The sequence below is a fragment of the Luteimonas sp. e5 genome (assembly GCF_054031035.1).
The window spans coordinates 123,268-146,070 of the sequence record NZ_JBSTRX010000002.1; the positions used below are offsets into that span (position 1 = coordinate 123,268).

A 22,803-nucleotide genomic window follows, 5' to 3' on the forward strand; every position below is an offset into this window, starting at 1 on the left:
CAAACAACTGATGAATACGCCTGGTACAGACCTGAAGCGACTTGAGAGCCATCTGTGGGAGTCGGCGAACATCCTGCGGGGGCCTGTCGATGCCGCCGACTTCAAGACCTACATTTTCCCGCTTCTATTCTTCAAGCGCATCTGCGACGTCTGGGATGAGGAGTACCAGGAGATCGTCGACGAGACGGGCGATGAGCAACTCGCTTGGTTCCCGGAGTCGCATCGCTTCCAGATTCCCGAGGGTTGTCACTGGAACGACGTGCGGTCAACGGCCATGAACGTGGGCGCCGCACTACAGCGGGCGATGCGCGAGATCGAGAAGGCAAATCCGGACACGCTCTACGGGGTGTTTGGCGATGCCCAATGGTCCAACAAGGAACGCCTATCGGACGCGCTGATCAAGGACCTGATCGAGCATTTCTCGAAGATCCCGCTTGGCAACGCGAACGTCGACTCTGACGTACTGGGTGATGCGTACGAGTACCTGATCAAGAAGTTCGCAGATGCCACAAACAAGAAGGCGGGCGAGTTCTACACGCCCAGAAGCGTGGTGCGCTTAATGGTCGAGATGCTGGACCCTCACGAGGGGGAAACCATCTATGACCCTGCTTGCGGAACAGGCGGTATGCTCCTGGCCGCGGTTGAGCACGTGCGAGAGCGGCGCGGGAACATCAGACTGTTGTGGGGCAAGCTGTACGGGCAAGAAAAAAATCTCACCACGTCATCCATCGCGCGGATGAACCTGTTTCTCCACGGCATCGAGGATTTCCAGGTGGTGCGCGGCGACACGCTGCGCGACCCAGCCTTCTTCGAGGTCGATCGGCTGGCCACCTTCGACTGCGTGATCGCGAATCCGCCGTTCTCGCTGGAAAAGTGGGGCGAGGATCTGTGGCTGAACGATCCCTTCGGCCGCAACTTTGCCGGTTTGCCACCCTCATCCAACGGTGACTTCGCGTGGGTGCAGCACATGGTCAAGTCAATGGCGGAAGTCAGCGGTCGGATGGCCGTGGTACTGCCCCAGGGCGCACTGTTCCGCAAAGGTGTGGAAGGCAACATCCGCCAGAAGCTACTAGAGATGGACCTGGTAGAGGCCGTGATCGGCTTGGCGCCCAACTTGTTTTACGGCACCGGCCTGGCCGCCTGCATCCTGGTTCTGCGCAAGCGCAAGTTGGTTAAGCACAAGAAGAAGGTGCTGATCGCCGATGCGTCGCGTCTGTTCCGCCGTGGCCGCGCGCAAAACTATCTGCGGGCCGAGCACGCTGCCGAGATCCTCGGCTGGTATCGCGGCTTTGCCGATGTGCAGGACGCGGCCCGAGTGGTCAGCCTGGACGAGATCAAAGCCGAGGACTGGACTCTGAACATTTCGCGCTATGTGCTGCCGCCATTGCAGGAAGACACCCCACCGCTGCCCGATGCAATTGCGGCATTCAAGGACGCGCTCACCCGCTGCCGTGAAGCCGAAGAGCGGCTCGCGCAGGTCATGACTGAAGGGGGATGGCTGAAATGAGTCACCCAGGTAAACGAATCAGCCAACAAGAACTCGAAAGCTACCTGTGGGGCGCCGCCGTATTACTGCGCGGTCTCATCGATGCCGGCGACTACAAGCAGTTCATCTTCCCGCTGCTGTTCTACAAGCGTATCTCGGACGTCTGGGAAGAGGAGTACCAAGTGGCACTAGCCAACTCAGGCGGCGACCTCTCCTACGCGCAGTTCGCGGAGAACCACCGCTTCCAGATTCCCCAAGGTGCTCACTGGAGCGATGTTCGCCAAGCACCCAAGAACGTTGGCGCGGCCATCAAGAAGGCCATGCGCGCAATCGAGACCACGAACCCGGATCTGCTCGATGGCATCTTCGGCGATGCCCCCTGGACCAACCGCGAGCGCCTGCCAGATGAAACGCTAAAGAACCTCATCGAGCACTTCTCCACCCAAACGCTATCGGTGGCCAATGTGCCCGAGGACGAGCTCGGCAACGCCTACGAGTACCTGATCAAGAAGTTCGCGGACGATTCCGGCCACACAGCCGCCGAGTTCTATACCAACCGCACCGTTGTGCACCTGATGACACAACTCCTGGCGCCACAGGCAGGCGAATCGATCTACGACCCCACCTGCGGCACCGGTGGCATGTTGATCTCGGCGCTGGACGAAGTGAAGCGCTCGGGCGGCGAGTACCGCACGCTCAAGCTCTACGGGCAGGAGCGCAACCTCATTACCTCATCCATCGCTCGCATGAACCTGTTCCTGCACGGCGTGGAGGACTTCGAGATTATCCGGGGCGACACCCTGGCCGAACCCAAGCACATCGAAGGTGACCGTTTACGCCAGTTCGATGTGATCCTGGCTAACCCGCCGTATTCCATTAAGCAGTGGGATCGCGAGGCCTGGAGCAGTGACAAGTGGGGCCGCAACTGCCTGGGTACGCCGCCGCAAGGCCGCGCCGATTATGCCTTCCAGCAACACATCCTGACCAGCCTCACGGCCAAGGGGCGTAGTGCCGTACTCTGGCCCCACGGTGTGCTGTTCCGTAATGAAGAACAGGTCATGCGCGCCAAGATGGTGGAGCAGGACTGGGTCGAGGCCGTCATCGGCCTGGGCCCCAACCTGTTCTACAACTCCCCGATGGAGTCGTGCATCGTCATCTGCAAACGCAAGAAGGCCGCCGCTCGCAAGGGCAAGGTGATCTTCATCGACGCGGTGAACGAGGTCACCCGGGAACGGGCGCAGAGCTTTCTGAAGCCCGAGCACCAGCAGCGCATCCTGAGCGCCTACCAGACCTTTGCGGACGTGCCCGGTTTTGCCAAGGTCGCCACCCTGGCTGAAATCGGCGCCAATGCGGGCAACCTCTCGATCCCGTTGTACGTGAAGCGCATCGCCGCCGCCATCGCCACCGACAGCAATGGTGACGCGGTATCGCTGCGCTCAGCCTGGGATCAATGGCAAACCGATGGCCGTGCCTTCTGGCAACAGATGGACGCGCTGGTGGAAACGCTGGATGGACTGAATACGGAGCACATCGAGCGTGTCTGACAAGAACAATAATACCCTGAAGCCCGGCTGGCGTCGGGTGAAATTCGGCGACGTGGTGCGCCAATGCAAAGAAAAGGCCGATCCGGAAACCTCGGGCCTAGAGCGCTACATCGCAGGCGACCACATGGATACCGATGACCTACGCCTTCGTCGCTGGGGTGAAATTGGCGCGGGTTACTTGGGGCCAGCCTTCCATATACGCTTCAAGCCGGGTCAAGTGCTCTATGGATCGCGTCGAACCTATTTGCGCAAGGTGGCGGTGGCGGATTTTGAAGGAATCTGTGCCAATACGACCTTTGTGCTGGAGCCGAAGAATCCCGAAGAGCTTCTGCCGGAGTTCCTACCATTCTTGATGCAGACCGAGGCATTCAATGAATTTTCGATCAAGAACTCAAAGGGCTCAGTCAATCCCTACATCAACTTCTCTGACTTGGATCGATTCGCGTTTGTACTGCCGCCGATCGAAGATCAGCAGGCCGCCGTTGATCTCGTGAAGAGTGCCAAAGGCCTTTGCTATGCGGTTGAAGAGGTTCATTTCTCGACCGGTCGAATGCTGCAAGCGCTCAAGGATTCGTTGCTCCGACTCGATGGTTCTGAAGTGGCGAAGTCCTACGTGCTTAGCGATCTCCTGCTCGCTGCACCGGAGGGCGGTTGCAGTGCGCCCCCGAGGGATGCCGACACGGGCTACTTCGTTCTTGGATTGGCTGCATTGTCCCGAGAGGGATACGTCTCAGGAGACTTCAAACCTGTCGAGCCGACCAACAAAATGCTTGCGGCAAAGCTCTCAACAGGAGACATGCTGATCTCTCGCTCCAACACAGTAGACCGCGTTGGATTCGTTGGTATCTTCAGTGACAACCGCGATGACGTGTCCTTCCCGGACACGATGATGCGTCTCAGACCAAACCCTGTACTGGTCCGTCCGGCGTTCCTGGAGGCCTTGCTGCAGACCACATCGGCGCGCGAATACCTGATCCGAATCGCAGCTGGCACCAGCGCGAGCATGAAGAAGATCAACCGGGCCAACTTGCTACAGATGCGCCTGAATGTGCCAAGTCTGGACGTGCAAGACTCCGCGCTCAGCCAACTGCGAGAGGCCGAGAGGGCAATGGCAGCGCAAAAGTCACGTTGGGATGCCGCCCGGAAGCTGGCGAAGCTCATGACGGCCAGGGCTATTGGGGGAGAGGCGTAAGTGTTCAATGAATCTAATACCGTCGAAGCCTACGTCCGCGATCTGCTCGCCGGCCCAGTCAAGGCTGTCCCAGCCAACACCGCCCAGGAGCCTCAAGCCAGCTACGGTCCCAGCTCCAAAGGCATCGGCTGGCGCTACGCTGCTCCGTCTGAGGTGCCGCGCCAGATCCAGGAAGTGCTGGTCGAACCCTGGCTGCGCGATGCACTGATCCGCCTAAATCCCGAGATTGCCGCCCAGCCCGACCGCGCCGACGAGGTGCTCTACAAGCTGCGCGCCATCGTGCTGTCGGTGCGCTCGGATGGCCTGATCCGCGCCAACGAGGAAATGACCGCCTGGATGCGCGGTGAGCGCTCGATGCCCTTCGGCCCCAACAACGAGCATGTGCCGGTACGGCTGATCGACCTGGATGATCTGGCGCAGAACCAGTACATCGTCACCCAGCAGTTCATCTACCGCGCAGGCCCCACCGAGCGCCGCGCCGATCTCGTGTTGTTGGTCAACGGGCTGCCGCTGGTGCTGATCGAGGCCAAGACGCCAGTCAAGAAGTGCATCAGCTGGGTCGATGGCGCGGTGCAGGTGCACGACGACTACGAGAAGTTCGTGCCTGAGCTCTTCGTCTGCAACGTGTTCTCGGTGGCGACCGAAGGCAAGGCTTACCACTACGGGTCCATCGGCCTGCCGGTCAAGGATTGGGGGCCGTGGCATCTGGATGGCGACGGTGACGATGGTCAGCACCACCCGCTGAGTTCGCTCAAACTGTCTGCTGAAAGTATGTTGCGCCCGCATGTGGTGCTGGACATCCTCGGCAGCTTCACCCTGTTCGCCACCAATAAGAAAAAGCAGCGCATCAAGATCATCTGCCGCTACCAGCAGTACGAGGCGGCCAACAAGATCGTCGAGCGCGTGCTGGCGGGCTACCCCAGGAAGGGCTTGATCTGGCACTTCCAGGGCTCGGGCAAATCTCTGCTGATGGTCTTCGCCGCGCAGAAGCTGCGCATGCATGCCGGCCTGAAGAATCCCACCGTGCTGATCGTGGTGGATCGGATCGACCTGGATACTCAGATCACCGGCACCTTCACTGGCGCTGACATTCCCAATCTTGAGAAAGCGGACACCCGCGAGAAGCTGCAGCAGCTGCTGGCTCAGGACGTGCGCAAGATCATCATCACCACGATCTTCAAGTTCGGCGAGGCCACTGGCAGCCTGAACGACCGCAGCAACATCATCGCCTTGGTGGACGAAGCCCACCGCACGCAAGAAGGCGACCTGGGCCGCAAGATGCGCGAAGCCCTGCCCAACGCGTTTCTGTTCGGTCTGACCGGTACGCCTATCAACCGTGCCGACCGCAACACCTTCTACGCGTTTGGTGCCGACGAAGACGAGAAGGGCTACATGAGCCGGTACGGCTTCGAGGAGTCGATCCGCGACGGTGCCACGCTGAAGCTGCACTTCGAACCGCGCTTGATCGATCTGCACATCGACAAGGCCGCGCTGGACGCTGCCTACAAAGACCTGACCGGCGGCCTGTCGGATCTGGACAAGGACAACCTCGCGAAGACCGCCGCCAAGATGGCCGTGCTGGTCAAGACGCCCGAGCGCATCCGCAGGGTGTGCGAGGACATCGTCGAGCACTTCCAGACCAAGGTGGAGCCCAATGGCTTCAAGGGCCAGATCGTCACCTTCGACCGGGAGTCCTGCCTGCTGTTCAAGGCCGAGCTGGACAAGCTGCTGCCGCCCGAGGCTACAGACATCGTGATGTCGGTGCAGGCGTCCGACAAGAAGGAGCATCCAGAGTACGCGGCCTACGACCGTTCACGCGATGAGGAAGAACGGCTGCTCGATCGCTTCCGCGACCCGGCCGACCCGCTGAAGCTGATCATCGTCACGGCCAAGCTGCTGACCGGCTTTGATGCGCCGATCTTGCAGGCCATGTACCTGGACAAGCCGCTGCGCGACCACACGCTGTTGCAGGCCATCTGCCGGGTGAACCGCACTTACTCCGAGCAGAAGACCCACGGCCTGATCGTCGACTACCTCGGCATCTTCGATGATGTGGCAGCAGCGCTGGAGTTCGACGACCAGAGCGTCAAGCAGGTGGTCAGCAACATCCAGGAGTTGAAGGACAAGCTGCCTGAGGCGATGCAGAAGTGCCTGGCCTTCTTCGCCGGCTGCGACCGCAGCGTGCAAGGCTATGAGGGCCTGATCGCCGCGCAGCAGTGCCTGCCCAACAACGAGGTGCGGGACAACTTTGCTGCTGAGTACAGCGTGCTCAACAAGATCTGGGAGGCGCTGTCACCGGACACCGTTCTGGGCCCCTTCGAAAAGGACTACAAGTGGTTGTCGCAGGTGTACCAGTCGGTGCAGCCCTCCAGTGGCCACGGCAAGCTGATCTGGCACTCGCTGGGCGCCAAGACCATCGAGCTGATCCACCAGAACGTGCATGTGGACGCCGTGCGGGATGACCTCGACACCCTGGTGCTGGACGCTGATCTGCTGGAGGCCGTGCTGTCGAACCCCGACCCGAAGAAGGCCAAGGAGATCGAGATCAAGCTCAAGCGTCGGCTGCGCGGGCATGGCGGCAACCCCAAGTTCAAGAAGCTGTCGGAGCGGCTTGATGCGCTGAAAGACCGGTTCGAGTCTGGCCAGATCAACAGTGTCGAGTTTCTGAAGCAGCTACTGGAGATCGCCAAGGAGACGCTTCAAGCCGAGAAGGACGTCCCACCCGAAGAGGATGAGGATCGCGGCAAGGCGGCGCTCACCGAACTATTCAACGAGGTCAAGACGGCCGAGACGCCCATCATGGTCGAACGCGTGGTCGCGGACATCGACGAGATTGTGCGACTGGTCCGTTTCCCGGGCTGGCAAGGCACGCAGGCCGGTGAGCGTGAAGTCAAGAAGGCCCTGCGCAAAGCCCTCTTCAAATACAAGCTGCATGCGGACGAAGAGCTGTTCGAGAAGGCCTACAGCTACATCCGGCAGTATTACTAAAGAGGGCGGGGGATGACCACTCAGACGATAGATAGTGCAACGCATGCAACCTGGTTTGTCGGCGCCAGCTACGGCGGTACCGATGATCAGATGCCGCGATTTCTTGCAGAAGGAATTTGGGAGAACGGCTACGACGACAAGCTCCTCGATGTGGTGCGTTCCATGCGCCCGGGGGAGCGGATCGCCATCAAGTCGTCTTACACGCGAAAGCACGGTCTGCCTTTCGATAGCCGAGGCCGAGCGGTTTCGGTTATGGGCATCAAGGCGGTCGGCACGATCACCGAAAACCTGAACGACGGGAAGCGGGTGAAGGTGGACTGGGCCAAGGTCGAGCCGGTACGGGAGTGGTACTTCTACACTCACCGAGCAACGATCTGGCGTGTGCTGCCCGGCGAATGGATGAACGATGCGCTGATTGCATTTGCGTTTGACGGCAAGCCGCAGGATGTAGATCGCTTTCGCAACGAGCCCTTTTGGCGGGAGCGTTACGGCACGACGTTGCCAGAAAAGCAGCGCTTCGAGTGGACGGACTTCTACGAGGCAGTGGCCGAAAAGCTGCTGGCCCACGCAGACGATCGAACTTCGCTCATCGAGGGCATCCACGAGATCGCGTCCCGGGTGCCGGGGTTGACCTATCTCCAGGATAAGTTTCCCGATGGAACCAGTGGTCCGCTGCGGGACATTTGCCCATTCACCACGATGGGCACCTTTAACCGATCCATGACCGATGCCAACCGCAAGACCATCGCGGGTGAACTTGCCAAGTTGCTAGGTGTGACGGTGCCGGTCCCGCCTTCATTCGAAGGCATTCCCGTTCTTAACAACCAACGTTCCTGGTTTTTTGCCTATGCCGACAAGCGTGGTGCGGGTGACATCGACGCGCTATGGAAGGTATTCGTTGCCGCGAGCAAGATGGTCGATGGCGATCAGTTGGACACTCGCGATGCCTTCATCCGGGCTTATGACGAGGCAACCCAAGTGTGGGGTGTCGCATGGAACCTTTCGACAGGTCTCTACTGGGCGCATCCGTGGGAATTCCTGACCCTGGATAGCCAGTCGCGCCACTACATCAACAAGCGGCTCGGCCTGAATGTCGCCATCAGTGGCCAGCAAGGCCCATGTGATGGTCGGACCTATCTGAAGCTGCTGGACGATTTGCGTTCCCGCTTCGGCGAAGACGGCTACCCGGTCCACAGTTTCCCGGACCTGTCGCTGGCGTCCTGGATGTACAAAGACCCGGTTGACGAGCCTGTGCCGGCTGGCGATATCGCTACCACTGCCGGAGCAGAGCAGGAAACTGAAGGTGAAGTTCGCGAAGCCTCTCAGGGGGCAGCGCCAATCGTTCCCTACTCGGTGGAGGACATCCTCAAGGACGGCTGTTTCCTGGAGCGGGCCGAGATTGACCGCTTGCTCGATCGTCTGCGCACAAAAAAGAACCTCATCCTTCAGGGGCCTCCGGGCACGGGCAAGACCTGGCTAGCCAAACGGCTCGCGTTCGCGCTGATGGGGCAGAAGGACGACAGCAAGGTCCGCGCAGTGCAGTTCCACCCCAACCTGTCCTACGAGGACTTTGTTCGAGGATGGCGCCCCACTGGCGAAGGCAAGTTGTCGCTGGCGGACGGTGTCTTCATGGAAGCCATCAAGGCTGCATCGAAGGAGCCTTCGTCGAAGTTTGTCGTGGTGATCGAGGAGATCAACCGTGGAAACCCGGCGCAGATCTTCGGCGAGTTGCTGACGCTGCTTGAGGCGGGCAAACGAACGCCCAACGAAGCGCTGGAACTCTGTTATCCGGATGCGGACGGCAAACGACGTCCCGTCCATATTCCCGAGAATCTCTACGTGGTCGGCACCATGAATATCGCCGACCGATCACTTGCACTGGTCGATCTGGCACTGCGTCGCCGCTTTGCTTTCGTTGGGCTGGAGCCAAGACTGGGCCAGGTTTGGCGGGAGTGGGTGGTCAAGGAGTGTGCTGTCGATCCGGGCTTGGTCGCGGATATTGAACGCCGTATCGCCGATCTGAACGAACAGATCGCGGCGGATGCACGCCTTGGCAAGCAATTCCGGATTGGTCACAGCTATGTGACACCCGCACATCGACTGGAGGCGGGAGACACGAAGAAGTGGTTCCAGCAGGTCGTGGAGACGGAGATCGGCCCGTTGCTGGATGAATACTGGTTCGACGCGCCCGACGAAGCACAAAAGGCGATTGCACGGCTGACGCAGGGCTGGTGATGACCGCCGTCGCAGAACGGGTGGAAAGTGCATCCATGAGGGCTGAGGGGTTCATCGGACGCATTCCGGTGCGCAACCTCTGGCTGCTGATGCTCTACGCCTCTGACCTGTTCCGCACTCGCGGCATCGGCCAGATCGGCTTGGAAGACAGCCCGGACGATCTACCGGATCTAGTTGCGGAGATCCTTGCCCACTCGGTTGAAGTGCGACAGCGTCACCGCTTGAGTCTTGGGTACCGATCTCGTGACGCAGTCATCAATCGCGTGCGTGGCCGGATCGACGTCTTGACCACCGAACGCCATCAGTTGATGGATAGAGGCCTGGTGGCGTGCCGGTTCGACGAACTCACCATCGACACCCCACGCAATCGTTTCGTACGAGCAGCATTGGAGTCCATCTCCAGGATCGTTCAGAGGAAGGACGTTGCCCATCGGTGCCGCGCACTTGCGGGTGGCATGAAGGCAATGGGTGTATCAGGGGACGCACCGACCCGCGCCCAAATGAGCACCGATCGTTTCGGTCGCAACGATGCGGACGACCGGTTCATGGTGGCAGCCGCAAAGCTGGCGTTCGACCTAGTGCTACCTACGGAGGCGTCGGGTGCGAATGTGCTCTCTCTACCGGACAGGGAAGCGACGTGGGTACGCCGTTTGTTCGAGCGGGCAGTGGGGGGTTTCTACGAAGCCGTATTGAGTCCGCAGGGCTGGCGGGTGCTCTGCGGCCGGACGATGGGCTGGCAGGTCGAGCAGAAGACGGCAGGGATCGACAAGATCCTGCCGTCGATGCGAACTGATGTCGTGCTCGACCATCCGTCAACCGGGCAGAGGATCGTCATCGATACCAAGTTCACCTCGATTGTGACGAGCGGTTGGTACCGTGAGGAAACCCTGCGCAGCGGATACGTGTACCAGATCTACGCCTATTTGCGCTCCCAGGTTGGTTGCGGCGATGCGCTTGCAGATCATGCGAGTGGGTTGTTGTTGCATCCCGCGATCGGCCAGATGGTCGACGAGACAGTGGTAATCCAAGGACACCGCATCAGGTTTGCTACGGTGGACCTGGCATCGTCGCCTTCGAACATCCGATCACAGCTGTTGCGGCTGTGCGAGAGAGCTCCTGCAGACTTATCGTATCCAGGTCAGTTTGTGAGTCGATGTGAAGACCCAGGCCGGTGAGCGAGAAATCAAGAAGGCGGTCCGCAAAGCAAACTTCAAGTACAAGCTGCACGCAGATGAAGAACTGTTTGATAAAGCGTTCGGATACATCCGGCAGTACTACTGATCACTGTAGCGGGCTTGACCCGCGCTACAGGACGAAGGAGGGGTAATAATTTACCTGTGCACCACTACGGTATGAGTCGACATGGATTTGGACAGTGAGTACGTAGTACAGCGCCCATGAATAAGTAGGGGGGCAAAGCCTACGCGCACTTACCGTTTCTCGTCTGTGCGGCTCTTGGCGCACCAAAAGAGGCCTGCGGAGATGACTTCGCGGGCCTTTTTCGTGCTTTCATAACCGAGAAAGGGTAGTGCAGAAGATGGCAACGTTCCATTTCGAGATCAAAAGCGGCCGTAAAGGGACTGCTGGAGATCACGCGAACTACATAGCACGTAAAGGATTCCACGGTAAACGCGAAGATCTGATGTATGCGGAACACGGCAACCTTCCAGCCTGGGCCGCGGGAGACCCAAGCACCTTCTGGCGAGCCGCGGACAAGTACGAACGAAAAAATGGCGCGGTATACCGAGAGACCATCATTGCGTTGCCAAGTGAGTTGACCGACGAGGAGAACGTAAAACTAACACGCGCTCTCGTTCGACAGCTGGCACAAGGGAAGCCGCACCAAGCCGCTGTCCATGGACCTACGTCATCCCTGGAAGGTGCAGCCAATCCGCACGTGCATCTGATGATGTGCGACCGAGTTGATGACGGCATCGATCGCCCACCAGAGCGATTCTTCTCGCGCTACAACAGGTCAAGTCCGGCCGAAGGCGGTCGCAGGAAGGTGAGCGGCGGCCGGAATCGGATGGAACTCAGGAACGAGGTGATTGCGACACGAAGGCTAGTGGCTGAGACGATCAATCACCATCTGGAGCTGAACGGGCACTCTGCGCGTGTCGATCACCGTACGCTGCGGGAGCAAGGAGTCGAGCGACGTCCGGAGCGCCACTTGGGGCCGGCGCGGATCGGAAGCATGTCCACTGAAGAGAAAACGCAGTACATCAAGCTGCGCAGCCAACTCAGGTGCAGTGCAAGGTGATTCAACGATCCAGGAGAACGGCCCGGTCATGGCGTCGCAGGACCCACGCTCGGCTGCACCGGGCGCGATACGCGACACTTGCCGCGGAGTTGCACCCGCGCAGAGTGGCGCTTTTTGGAGGATCCAACTCCAGTGCCGGGGTGCCGAGTTCGACGGGGTCGATTTTACCATAACACTGCGCGGCAGCCAGCGAGTCCGCTTCGATCTTGGAGCGGGGCGGACTCGCTGGCTCGACTCGAATTGCTAGCCGGCGGTGACCTGACTGAACACAGTCGGGTTGAGGTGGATCCAGAGCCTTCCCTTGCCACGGACCGCGTTTTCGTGCATCACTTGGACAGAGCCCTCCATCCACAACTGGTGCAGGGCCAGCTCGAACCGTCGCTGGTCGCGAATCGGGCCGCACTTGCGAACGTCATTCCGAACAGCCGCCGTGTAGCCCGCAGTCCAGTAGCGGCGCCACAGATACATCGCCAGCGCGCGGACGTCCCTGTGCTGCTCAGGCTCGTCGTTGCTGTCGCCGAACAAGCGGACGAACTCTTGAAAGTGCCACCCCACGATGTCGAGAGCCCGATGCAGGGTCTCCATCGTTATCAACACACCTTCCTGAGCGCTGAAGTGATGGAGAATCGCTGCTACACGCCCAGCGATCTCCATCGACTTTGATGCGAAATCGCGGACGCTGACGAGGTCTCCACCGTCACGCAGGCGCGGTTCCATCGTGTTCTGCGTCTGCACCCACAATTCCTTCGCTTCAGCTGTGAAGGAAAGTGCGCGGCGCGTGTGGTCGCCCGAGGCGCGGCGTGCATGATTGGCCTCAAGGAGCTCACTGACCCGCGAGTGGAACCTCGGCAGGTGTTCCCAGACCGGCTGATCGAGTGACGTGAACCGGAAGCCCTGCGTGGACGGCGGGTACGCTACGAGGTAGCGCGCGAGGTGCCCTGATCCGCGAGCCGCGTGTCCTCGCTTGTCCATGAAGGCGCTAAACACCTTCTCCTGAACCATCATGCTGATGGTCAAGCGAGGGTTGCGCACCTCGATGTTGTCGTCCACCCGGTCCAGCTGCAGCGTCTTCGGGCCGTCCCAAGCTTTATTGAGAGTGCCGAACGTGCGCATGGCGCCGCCCTTCAAGACAATTTCACCTTCATCGCTGAGGATCGCAATTGACTTGCCATCGCCCTGCATCGCCTCGATCAACGGGCGTTCGGTGATGTTCTGATGAACGATGCGGGCCTTTGCCGGTCTGGTCGGCTTACACGCCTCATGAGAAATCAATTCTTGGCGCAACTGCTGCTCGGAGGCCTCCTCACAGTCGGTCAGGGCCTTGCCGATCTTGCGCTGAATCGACGAGTCCTTCGCCTCCCATAAACGGAGATCAGCGTGATACCCAAGCATCGCGCTGGCGTGCTCCTGTGCCATACGCGCGTCGTGGTCGTAAATGGGCGCACAGACAATGCTATCGGTGGCGGTCTTGCGCTCGCCAGAGTCCGCGACCGTCAGGATGCTAAGAGAGACAGGACGAACCTGGCCGGTCGGAAGTTCAACGTCCACGTCACCCTGGCATGCGATGGACATCGCGGTGAGGAACGAACCTGCAATCAGCGCGTCAGGTGCCTGAAGGTTGCCTTGCACTTCAAGAATAGCCTGCCTGACATCGCTGTACATCGCATGAGTCGGATAGGCGTGGGAGAGGCGGGAGTAAGTCACTTCACACCCTCCGTCGCGCCCGAGTGCCGAGACAACTTCTTTGCCTCTGCCGACATCAACTCCTTGAAGCGGGCGGGATGCAGCTTCAAGCCTTCGCTTGCCAGAACCTCGAGGATCGCCTTCTGAGTGACCTTCTGGCCCAGCATCTCAACGATGGTCGGGTACAGCAATTCAAAAAGCTGGTTCTTTCGGTGCTGCGCATTCGGCTGAAGCGCCTTCAGCTTATCGGCGACGTGGCGGGCAGCGGTGTCCAGGTCCCTCTGGCTGGACGACGCTTCGTTAATCATCTTCGTCATGGTCGTCCTCGTCACCGCGCCTGCCGAGTTTCAGACTTTGCCTGCAGGTATGCGATTACCTCCCACGCCCACCACGCCGACGGCGAGCCGGGCGATGCCCCGAGCTTGAAGGGGCGGGGGGCTTCGGGGTCGTATGCAGAGTCACGAGGGTTGAGCTTGGCGTACCACGTGCTCCGGCTCAGGCCCGTCAGGCGGAGGACTTCCGGCAGCCGGATGGCCCGCTGCAATTCAAGCGAGCGCAGATCCAGCGGACCAGGCGACGACCCGCACAGCGCGGACCTTTCATTGCCAGTGACCTGGTGGTGCTGCGAAAGAGCGTGAAAAGTGGTGTTCATTGCATGCTTCCGTAACGCTGCGACATTGCAGCGTCACGAAAGTTATTTGCCATCGTCGGCCAACACACCCGTGTCTGCATGCAGGAGGGGTAAGCGCAGGTCTATGGCGACCAGGCATAAAAAGTGGACGCTCCGCGGGTGTGCTGGCCCGGCCCATGGTGGTCACGACAGCAACGCTCGCAGTCCATGACCGGTCCCGGCAGAGGCATGAGCGCCCTTCCCAGACGAGTCGTCGACGCACCCACCCTGAGCATCAAGCTCAGGAGGGAAACACTTATGGGTAAAATGAGAAACGCGGGCTACGGGGCTTCGCTCCGCGAAACCTTTACCGTCAGTCGGAACTCGTCTTTTAGGTAGTGTACGAGTCGGAGATAGAAGTCAGAGTCGTCCAGCTCGATGCCCTCGGTGGTTTCCACGCGCGGGACATGATTGTTTCCTTCTAGCTTGCGGGTGCGCTTGCTGAAAACCGAGAATGCCTCGGAGATTTCCGGGTATGGGCCGCTGGGTAGAGCCCATTTGTCTAGGAGGTTTCGTATGCGGTCAAAAACATCATTCTTATGTTTTGCTGCGGTGCGCCCCTTTACTTTGTCAGACACCACTGCATCGAACTCAGCCACCCAGCTGGCGACTTCAGGATTTTTTGCCGCAACTTTACGTAGTATCTCTACAACCCGGTTTTTCGCACCTTCAATGCTGTCTTCTGCCCCGTTTTTCTCAATCGCATCAAGCGTCCCAACCACCATGCCTCTAAGCTTCTCTGTGCGGGCAGCATGCATGAGCTGAGCGGCCTTCGCGGTGTTCTGAATGGTCGAATGAGGGGTGCTTAGACCAAGGTGGTAATACGCCATTGCAACAATGTGCCATGCGCGATCACTCTCTCCTTGTCCACACAAGCGTCGTGCCTCATGTAGATAGATGGCCGAAATAAACAGGCCTTTGTACGGAAAGGCCTTCCGGCTGTCCCACATCGGAGGCACCTCAGACCCGAGAGTGATTTGCTGTCGCAGCCACTCTACCCAAGAGTGACTTGGCGTACGTTGCGGCTTGTAAACTAGTGACTTCGCGTGCTCCCAAATGTACGCATTGTCATGCGTGTTATTTGAGTAGACGGCTTCGTGCCAGAGAAGGATGGCGTTCTCAATGAGTAGCGTCTGCTCGACGGGCCTCGGACCTTCGTACTCGTAGAAGAAGTGTGTGATCGGGTCGTTGCCAGTGAGGCTTTCTTGTAACGAAGGTATATTTTCCATTTTATCCGTGTTAGTAAGAACTGACGTATTCGACCACCAGCAGTATCGTAAGTTGCCGCGCCCATTGGCCGCTACGGTCGCGTGATAGAGTCCCGCAAGCGGGAAGAGAGGGCTTAGCTGGCTAGCGGCGCCGCCCACTCCCGGCCAGGCTGGGCGAGAGAGGTAGTAGGTTGTCGCCAGGGACGGGAGGGAGCGAGCCACAGATGTACTGGTACGATCCGTGCCCCGGTTCAGCGCGGCTAGATGCGCCTCTCGCCCAGGCACGGGTGATACAGCCGGTTGAAGAGCTTGGCGAACACCTTCAGTTACGGGCCCTGACAGCCACGATCGCCGGGCGCGGCGCAGGACGCGATCGTCGTCAGAAGGGGTGCGACCGAGTGCAATGACACTTGCACGAACAGGCAACTGTCGTTTGCTCTCGTGCAGCTGCCCCGATGCGCCGGGTCGCCGGCACGGAAGGGACGCCCCGTAGCTTGTGAGTAAGCAAGTGAGTAACCATCAGGTGTAGCAACCATCACAATCCCGTAGTATCAGTAAGTTAGGGTGCGCACTGGGATTGATGGTGGGCCACCATCGCGGCGGGCTTTTGCACACGGCCCGACAGTGCCGCCGGCAGCCGCAGTGCTGCGCGCGCTATGCTGGCGCGCATGAGGATGAACCTGCTTCGCGGTACCTGCGTTCTGCTTTCGGTGCTCCTGCCGCTGTTCGTGCTGGGCGGCTGCGTGCATGCGCCGCGCGCGGGCAGCGCGACGGCGGCGATGCCGCAGGAGGCGCGAGAGGCGGGGCTGGTGGACGTGGCCGATTTCGTGGCCGATGCGCAGTTCGATATCCGCTATGCCGGGCACGACAATTTCGTCGGCGTGCCGGTGGATGGCTATGCGGCGCCACGCTGCTGGTTGCATCGGCCGGCGGCGCAGGCGTTGGCGCAGGTGGCGGACGAGCTGCGTGCGCAGGGCCTGCGCCTGCGCATCTTCGACTGCTATCGGCCGGCGCGTGCGGTGGCGCATTTCATGCGCTGGGCGAAGGATCTCGAGGACGTGCGCACCAAGCCGGCCTACTACCCCAACCTCGACAAGCACGAACTGGTGGGCGAATACATCGCCGAGCGTTCCGGGCACAGCCGCGCCGCCACCATCGACCTGACCGTGATGCAGTGCACGACGGCGGGCAACGCGTGCCGCGAGCTGGACATGGGCACGCCGTTCGATTTCTTCGACACGCTTGCCAATACCGATGATCCGCGCATGTCGCCGCAGCAGCGCTGCAACCGCGACCTGCTGCGCGATGCCATGCAGCGCCACGGGTTTGCCAACTATGCGATGGAATGGTGGCACTTCACCTTCAAGCCCGAGCCGACGCCGCAGACGCATTTCGACATCCCGCTGCGCTGAGCGCGACATGCCGGGCCGTTGCTTTCATGGCAGGCTATCGCCTCCTTCCGCCATGCCATCGCCATGACCATTGAATTGCCCGAAACCGTCGAACACGAAACCGCCGCCGATCCGCGCTGGTCGGTGATCTGGCTGCACGGTCTGGGTGCGGACGGCAATGATTTCGTGCCGATCGTGCCGGAACTGGTGCGCCCCGACTGGCCGGCGTTGCGCTTCGTGTTTCCGCATGCGCCGACGCGTGCGGTGACCATCAATGGCGGCATGCGCATGCGCGCTTGGTACGACATCCGCGATCTGGACATGTCCAATCGCGCCGATGCCGAGGGCGTGGCCGAGTCGGTGGCCCAGGTCGAGGCATTGATCGCGCGCGAAGGCGAGCGCGGGGTGCCGGCGTCGCAGGTGATCCTGGCCGGTTTCTCGCAGGGCGGGGCGATCACCCTCGCCGCCGGCAGTCGGCGCACGCAGCCGCTGGCCGGACTGGTCGCGCTGTCCACCTACCTGCCGCTGGGGCCGGGCATGCTGGCCGGGCTGGAGGCCGCGGCCGCCACGCAGCCGCTGTTCATGGCGCATGGCACGCATGACCCGGTGGTGCCGTACACCGCCGGCAAGCGCAGCCGTGATGCGCTGCGTGATGCCGGCTTCGCGGTGGACTGGCATGCCTACCCGATGGCACACCAGGTGTGCGCCGAGGAAATCGCCGACCTTGCGGCGTGGATGGGACAGCGTTTCGGCGGCTGAGCCGCGTCGGGTCTGCACGCGCGGCATGACCGCCGCGCCGGCCTGTGCCACCATCCGCGCATGGGGCAGGCATTGCGTGTGTTGATCGTGGACGACGAGCCGCTGGCGCGTGCGCGCCTGCGCGGCCTGTTGGCGCGCGAGGCGGGCATCGACGTCGTCGGCGAGGCGGCGGACGGCGCCGCCGCATTGCACGCCTGCGACACGCTGCGCCCGGAGCTGGTGCTGCTGGATGTGCGCATGCCGGGCATGGACGGACTGGAAGTGGCGCGCACGTTGGCCGCGCAGCCGTCGCCGCCGTTGATCGCGTTCTGCACCGCGCATGACGAACACGCGCTGGCCGCCTTCGACTGGGAGGTGCTGGATTATCTGGTCAAGCCGGTGCGCGGCGAGCGCCTGGCCGAAACCCTGCGTCGTGCGCGCGCGCGGCTGAAACGGCCCGACATCGCGCCGCACGCCGCGCCACGCACGCAGTTGTGTGCGCGCCTGGGCGGGCACATGCGCCTGATCCCGGTGGCCGAGATCCGCTACATGCAGGCCAGCGAGAAGTACGTGATGGTGCATCACGCCGCCGGCGAGGATCTGATCGAGGAATCGCTGAAGTCGCTGGAGCAGGAGTTCGGCGAGCGCTTCCTGCGCATCCATCGCAATTGCCTGATCGCGCGCGATGCGCTGAAGGAGCTGCGCCGCGTGGGCGATGGCCAGGCGCAGGTGATCCTGCATGGCGTGGAGCAGCCGCTGGATGTCAGCCGGCGTTGTCTGGCCGAACTGCGCGAAACCATGCGCGACTGGGTATGAGCGCGCGCGGCGGCGATAATGCACGGATGAACACGCTTCGCATCGCCACCCGCAAGAGCCCGCTGGCGCTGTGGCAGACCGAACACGTCGCCGGCTTGCTGCGCGCGCACCATCCCGATTTGCGGATCGAACTGGTGCCGCTGTCCACCCGCGGCGACGAACTGCTGGATCGCTCGCTGGCCGCGATCGGCGGCAAGGGGCTGTTCCTCAAGGAGCTGGAACTGGCGATGCTGCGCGGCGACGCCGATTGCGCGGTGCACTCACTCAAGGATGTGCCGATGGCGCTGGAGCCGGGCTTCGCGCTGCCGGCGGTGCTGGCGCGCGCCGACCATGCGGATGCCTTCGTCAGTGCGCGGCATGCCGACATCGCCGCGCTGCCGGCCGGTGCACGCGTGGGCACCTCCTCGCTGCGGCGCAAGGCGCAGTTGCGCGCGCGACGCGATGACCTGGTCATCACCGACCTGCGCGGCAACGTCAATTCGCGCCTGGCCAAGCTCGATGCGGGCGAGTACGACGCCATCCTGCTGGCCTGCGCCGGCCTGCAGCGGCTCGGCTTCGACGAACGCATCCGCGCACGGCTGGAGGCGCCGGACTGGTTGCCGGCGCCGGCACAGGGCGCGATCGCGATCGAATGCCGAGATGACGCCCCCGCGCTGCATGCGCTGCTGGCGACGCTCGATCATCTCGACACGCGCTGCTGCGTTGCCGCCGAGCGGGCGATGAATCGCGCCCTGGAAGGCAGCTGCCACGTGCCGGTGGCGGCGCATGCGCGGCTGCAGGGCGACCAGCTGCACCTGCAGGGGCTGGTCGGTTCGGCCGAAACCGGCGAGCTGCTGCGTGCCGAGGTGCGGGGCGCGGCCGAGCGGCCCGAGTCGCTGGGCGAGCAGGTCGCGGCGATGCTGCTGGCGCAGGGTGCCCGGGCGCTGATGGGTTGAGCCCGCGGCGACATTGCCGGCGCGCCGACGCATAATCGGTGCATGGACCGTTACGAACGCATCACCGCCCTGCATCGCCTGCTCAAAGGCGCGCGGGTGCCCCTCAACATCGCCCGCCTGATGGACGAGCTGGGTTGTTCGCGCGCCACCGTCTACCGCGATCTGGCGTTCCTGCGTGATGGCCTGATGGCGCCGATCATCGGCGACGGCGAGGCCGGCTTCCGCTACGACCCGAAAGAGTCCGACCGCTTCGAACTGCCCGGACTGTGGCTGTCGTCCGAGGAGCTGTATGCCCTGCTTGCCGCGCAGCAGATGCTCTCGCGCAGCAGCGGCATGCTGACCTCGACCCTGGCGCCGTTGCGCAACCGGGTGGAGAGCCTGCTGGCCGAACAGGCCGGCGGCAAGCCGTGGCCGATCGAGCGGGTGCGGGTGATCCAGCATCACACGCGCAAGCTGGACGAAGCCGGCTTCCGCACCGTGGCCTCGGCCACCTTGCAGCGCCGCCAGCTGGCGTTCGAATACCGCGCGCGCTCCACCGAGGAGCTGACCCGGCGCACGGTGTCGCCGCAGCGCATCACCCATTACCGCGACAACTGGTACCTGGATGCCTGGGATCACGGGCGTGAGGCGCTGCGCAGCTTTTCGCTGGATCGCATGCAGGGCGCGCGCCTGTTGCAGGAAGCGGCGGAGGACGTGGACGAGGCCGAGCTGAACGAGCACCTCGCCGCCGGCTACGGCATCTTTTCCGGCACCCCCAAGGGCTGGGCGACCATCGTGTTCAGTGCCAAGGCGGCACGCTGGGTGGCCGAGGAACGCTGGCATTCCAAACAGGAAGGCCGCTTCCTGCCCGATGGCCGCTATGAACTGAAGCTGCCCTACAGCGCCGGGCGCGAGCTGTTGATGGACGTGCTGCATTACGGCGCGGACGCGGAGATCGTGGCCCCGGAGTCGTTGCGTGCACAGGCGCGCACGCTGCTCGATCTGGCGCGCTCCAATTACGACTGAAGCCCGTCGCGCCGGGCTCCGCACGCCGGTCGCAGTCCGTGCGACACGCGGCCGGCATGCTGGCCGCACGTCCGCTTCGGAGCCCTGCCATGCCTGTCCAAGCCCCCGTGTCCGCTGCCGCCCGCGTGCAGTCGGTGCTGTCGCTGCTGTTCCTTGGCGCTGCCGCCAGCGCGCTGTTGCTGCCCTTCCTGCAGGTGCATGCCGCGATCGGCTGGCTGCCGCTGTGGCTGGTCGGATTGCCGGGCAGCGCGTGGCTATGTGCCCATGGCCTGCAACGCCTGCGCAGTGCGCCGTCCGGGAGCCGGATGCAGGAGGGGGCACGCCTGCCGCGCATGCGTCGGCGTGATCCCGCGGCGACTTGGCGGCGACGCGAATCGCGCCTGCCGCAACGCGGCGTGCGCCACGGCCGGGCATGACTTCCGGGCCGGGGCCGGCGCGGTCGGTTGTGCTAGCGTTCGGGGCTGCCTTGCCACAACGGAAGTCGCCATGAACAAGCTGTTCCACGTCGCGGGTCTGGCCGGCCTGGCTGCGGGCCTGGCCGCCTGCGCCAGCCAGCCCGTCACCCCGTCCGCCTCGACCCAGGAATCCGTCATGCCCGCCGCTGCCAGCACCGAAGACGCCCACCAGTGGCTGGAGGAGGTGGAAGGCGAGCGCCAGCTGGACTGGGTGCGCGAGCGCAATGCGCGTGCCGAGGCCGAACTGGCGGCGACGCCGGCGTTCAAGCGCATGGAAGCGGAGATCCTCGCCATCCTCGACTCCGACGAGAAGATCCCCGGGGTCTACAAGATGGGCGATCACTACTACAACTTCTGGCAGGACAGGCAGCACGAGCGCGGCATCTGGCGACGCACCACGCTGGCCGAATACCGCAAGCCCAACCCGCGCTGGGAAACCATCCTCGACCTCGACGCGCTGAACAAGGCCGAGAACGAAAACTGGGTCTGGCATGGCGCCCGCTGTCTGCGTCCGGCCTACACCCGCTGCCTGGTGGCGCTCTCGCGCGGCGGCGCCGATGCCGACGTCACCCGCGAGTTCGACATCGAAGCGCGCGGCTTCGTCGAGGGCGGTTTCTTCCGCCCCGAGGCCAAGGGCTCGCTGGGCTGGGTCGATCAGGAGCACGTGTTCGTGCAGACCGATTTCGGCCCCGGCAGCATGACCACCTCCGGCTACCCGCGCACCGCGCGCCTGTGGAAGCGCGGCACGCCGATGGAAAGCGCGCAGCTGGTGTACGAGGGCAAGCCCACCGACATGTACATCTCCGCGGTGCATGACGACAGCCCCGGCTACGAGCGCGATTTCGTCAGCAACACCGTCGCCTTCTACAACAGCGAGCTGTACCTGCGGAACAAGGACGGCAGCCTCAGCAAGATCGACGTGCCCAACTCGGTGGAGAAGGGCGTGGTGCGGCAGTGGCTGACCCTGCGCCCGCGCGAGGATTGGACCGTGGGCGGCAAGACCTACAAGGGCGGCAGCTACCTGGTCGCCAACTTCGACGACTGGATGGCCGGCAAGCGTGAGCTGAGCGTGCTGTTCGAGCCGACCGAGCGCAGTTCGCTGGCCGGGGTGGCGTGGACCAAGAACCACGTCGTGCTGAACGTGCTGGAAGACGTCAAGAACACGCTGACCGTGCTGACCCCCGGTGCGGACGGCTGGAAGCGTTCGGCCTTCGTCGGCGCGCCCGAGATCGGCACGGTCAATGTCTCGGCGGTGGACAGCGACGAATCCGACGCGCTGTGGATGACGGTGTCCGGCTACACCACGCCGACCACGCTGGCGCTGGCCGAAATCGGCAAGCAGCCTGAAGTGCTGAAGACCATGCCGACCTTCTTCGATGCACAAGGTCTGGTCACCGAGCAGCATTTCGCCACCAGCAAGGATGGTACCCGCGTCCCGTACTTCATCGTGCACCGCAAGGACATGAAGCTCGACGGTGACAACCCGACCCTGCTGTACGGCTATGGCGGCTTCGAGATCTCGTTGACCCCGGGCTATTCCGGCGCCATCGGCAAGGGCTGGCTGGAGCAGGGCGGTGTGTACGTGGTCGCCAACATCCGCGGTGGCGGCGAATACGGCCCGCGCTGGCACCAGGCCGCGCTCAAGCAGAACCGGCACAAGGCCTACGAAGACTTCGCCGCGGTGGCGCAGGACCTGATCCGCCGCAAGATCACCCGTCCGGCGCGGCTCGGCATCCAGGGCGGCAGCAATGGCGGCCTGCTCACCGGCAACATGCTGACCCAGTACCCGGAGCTGTTCGGCGCGGTGGTGGTGCAGGTGCCGCTGCTGGACATGCGCCGCTACAACAAGCTGCTGGCCGGTGCCTCGTGGATGGCCGAATACGGCGACCCGGACCAACCCGAGCAGTGGGAATACATCCGCGGCTTCTCGCCGTATCACCTGTTCGATCCGGCGCGCGAGTACCCGCCGACCCTGTTCACCACCTCGACCCGCGATGACCGCGTGCACCCGGGCCATGCGCGCAAGATGATGGCGCTGATGGAAGCGGCCGGAAAGGACGTGCGCTATTACGAAAACATCGAGGGCGGCCATGGCGGCGCGGCCAACAACGCGCAGCGCGCGCACATGACCGCGCTGGCCTATGCCTTCCTGTGGAAGCATCTGGCCGGCGACAAGCACTGAGCCGGCGCTGATCAG

18 protein-coding genes are annotated in these 22,803 nt (G+C 62.5%); 14 read left to right on the top strand and 4 right to left on the bottom strand.

Annotation, left to right across the window (positions count from 1 at the left end; genetic code table 11):
- Positions 1 to 10 precede the first annotated feature (10 nt).
- The 7 genes from ACW11F_RS06005 (at position 11) to ACW11F_RS06035 (ending at position 11,705) form a co-directional block, all read left to right on the top strand.
- Positions 11 to 1,507 (top strand): type I restriction-modification system subunit M, encoded by a 1,497-nt coding sequence (locus tag ACW11F_RS06005; protein WP_456996006.1) that lies wholly within the window; start codon positions 11 to 13, stop codon positions 1,505 to 1,507.
- The gene (locus ACW11F_RS06010) at positions 1,504 to 3,030 is read left to right on the top strand and encodes a type I restriction-modification system subunit M (protein WP_456996007.1); all 1,527 of its coding nucleotides are present in this window, start codon (positions 1,504 to 1,506) and stop codon (positions 3,028 to 3,030) included. Before ACW11F_RS06005 ends, ACW11F_RS06010 begins: the two co-directional genes overlap by 4 nt.
- On the top strand, positions 3,023 to 4,222 hold the full coding sequence (locus tag ACW11F_RS06015) for a restriction endonuclease subunit S (RefSeq protein WP_456996009.1): 1,200 nt from the start codon (positions 3,023 to 3,025) through the stop codon (positions 4,220 to 4,222). Before ACW11F_RS06010 ends, ACW11F_RS06015 begins: the two co-directional genes overlap by 8 nt.
- Complete coding sequence (locus ACW11F_RS06020; RefSeq protein ID WP_456996010.1) at positions 4,223 to 7,210, top strand: type I restriction endonuclease subunit R; 2,988 nt, start codon at positions 4,223 to 4,225, stop codon at positions 7,208 to 7,210.
- A 12-nt stretch (positions 7,211 to 7,222) separates the two neighbouring features.
- Positions 7,223 to 9,445, top strand: a complete 2,223-nt coding sequence (locus ACW11F_RS06025; RefSeq protein ID WP_456996011.1) for an McrB family protein — start codon at positions 7,223 to 7,225, stop codon at positions 9,443 to 9,445.
- Entirely contained in the window at positions 9,445 to 10,620 is a 1,176-nt protein-coding gene (gene mcrC / locus ACW11F_RS06030; RefSeq protein ID WP_456996012.1) for a 5-methylcytosine-specific restriction endonuclease system specificity protein McrC, read from the top strand. Before ACW11F_RS06025 ends, mcrC begins: the two co-directional genes overlap by 1 nt.
- Before the next feature lie 362 nt (positions 10,621 to 10,982).
- Positions 10,983 to 11,705 (top strand): MobA/MobL family protein, encoded by a 723-nt coding sequence (locus ACW11F_RS06035; RefSeq protein WP_456996552.1) that lies wholly within the window; start codon positions 10,983 to 10,985, stop codon positions 11,703 to 11,705.
- A 243-nt stretch (positions 11,706 to 11,948) separates the two neighbouring features.
- Here ACW11F_RS06035 and ACW11F_RS06040 read toward each other — a convergent pair whose 3' ends face one another.
- The 4 genes from ACW11F_RS06040 to ACW11F_RS06055 form a co-directional block, all read right to left on the bottom strand.
- Positions 11,949 to 13,409 carry a YfjI family protein gene (locus ACW11F_RS06040; protein WP_456996013.1) on the bottom strand — a complete coding sequence of 487 codons (1,461 nt, stop codon included), beginning with the start codon at positions 13,407 to 13,409 and terminating at the stop codon, positions 11,949 to 11,951.
- Entirely contained in the window at positions 13,406 to 13,705 is a 300-nt protein-coding gene (locus tag ACW11F_RS06045) for a hypothetical protein (RefSeq protein WP_456996014.1), read from the bottom strand. The genes ACW11F_RS06040 and ACW11F_RS06045 overlap by 4 nt, the downstream gene beginning before the upstream one ends.
- 11 nt (positions 13,706 to 13,716) lie before the next feature.
- On the bottom strand, positions 13,717 to 14,040 hold the full coding sequence (locus ACW11F_RS06050; RefSeq protein WP_456996015.1) for a helix-turn-helix transcriptional regulator: 324 nt from the start codon (positions 14,038 to 14,040) through the stop codon (positions 13,717 to 13,719).
- Positions 14,041 to 14,339: 299 nt separating this feature from the next.
- Positions 14,340 to 15,287 (bottom strand): hypothetical protein, encoded by a 948-nt coding sequence (locus ACW11F_RS06055; protein ID WP_456996016.1) that lies wholly within the window; start codon positions 15,285 to 15,287, stop codon positions 14,340 to 14,342.
- Between the two features lie 647 nt (positions 15,288 to 15,934).
- On the opposite strand from ACW11F_RS06055, the gene ACW11F_RS06060 reads away from it, so the two are divergent.
- From ACW11F_RS06060 to ACW11F_RS06090, 7 genes are all read left to right on the top strand, one after another.
- The gene (locus tag ACW11F_RS06060; protein ID WP_456996017.1) at positions 15,935 to 16,678 is read left to right on the top strand and encodes a M15 family metallopeptidase; all 744 of its coding nucleotides are present in this window, start codon (positions 15,935 to 15,937) and stop codon (positions 16,676 to 16,678) included.
- A gap of 63 nt (positions 16,679 to 16,741) precedes the next feature.
- Positions 16,742 to 17,416 carry an alpha/beta hydrolase gene (locus tag ACW11F_RS06065; protein ID WP_456996018.1) on the top strand — a complete coding sequence of 225 codons (675 nt, stop codon included), beginning with the start codon at positions 16,742 to 16,744 and terminating at the stop codon, positions 17,414 to 17,416.
- A 60-nt stretch (positions 17,417 to 17,476) separates the two neighbouring features.
- Positions 17,477 to 18,211, top strand: a complete 735-nt coding sequence (locus ACW11F_RS06070) for a LytR/AlgR family response regulator transcription factor (protein ID WP_456996019.1) — start codon at positions 17,477 to 17,479, stop codon at positions 18,209 to 18,211.
- Positions 18,212 to 18,237: 26 nt separating this feature from the next.
- Positions 18,238 to 19,146, top strand: coding sequence for a hydroxymethylbilane synthase (hemC, locus tag ACW11F_RS06075; RefSeq protein WP_456996020.1), 909 nt, complete (start codon positions 18,238 to 18,240; stop codon positions 19,144 to 19,146).
- A 42-nt stretch (positions 19,147 to 19,188) separates the two neighbouring features.
- Positions 19,189 to 20,151, top strand: coding sequence for a helix-turn-helix transcriptional regulator (locus ACW11F_RS06080; protein ID WP_456996021.1), 963 nt, complete (start codon positions 19,189 to 19,191; stop codon positions 20,149 to 20,151).
- 89 nt (positions 20,152 to 20,240) lie between these two features.
- Positions 20,241 to 20,567, top strand: a complete 327-nt coding sequence (locus ACW11F_RS06085; protein WP_456996022.1) for a hypothetical protein — start codon at positions 20,241 to 20,243, stop codon at positions 20,565 to 20,567.
- 70 nt (positions 20,568 to 20,637) lie between these two features.
- The gene (locus ACW11F_RS06090) at positions 20,638 to 22,788 is read left to right on the top strand and encodes a prolyl oligopeptidase family serine peptidase (protein ID WP_456996023.1); all 2,151 of its coding nucleotides are present in this window, start codon (positions 20,638 to 20,640) and stop codon (positions 22,786 to 22,788) included.
- Positions 22,789 to 22,803 lie beyond the last annotated feature (15 nt).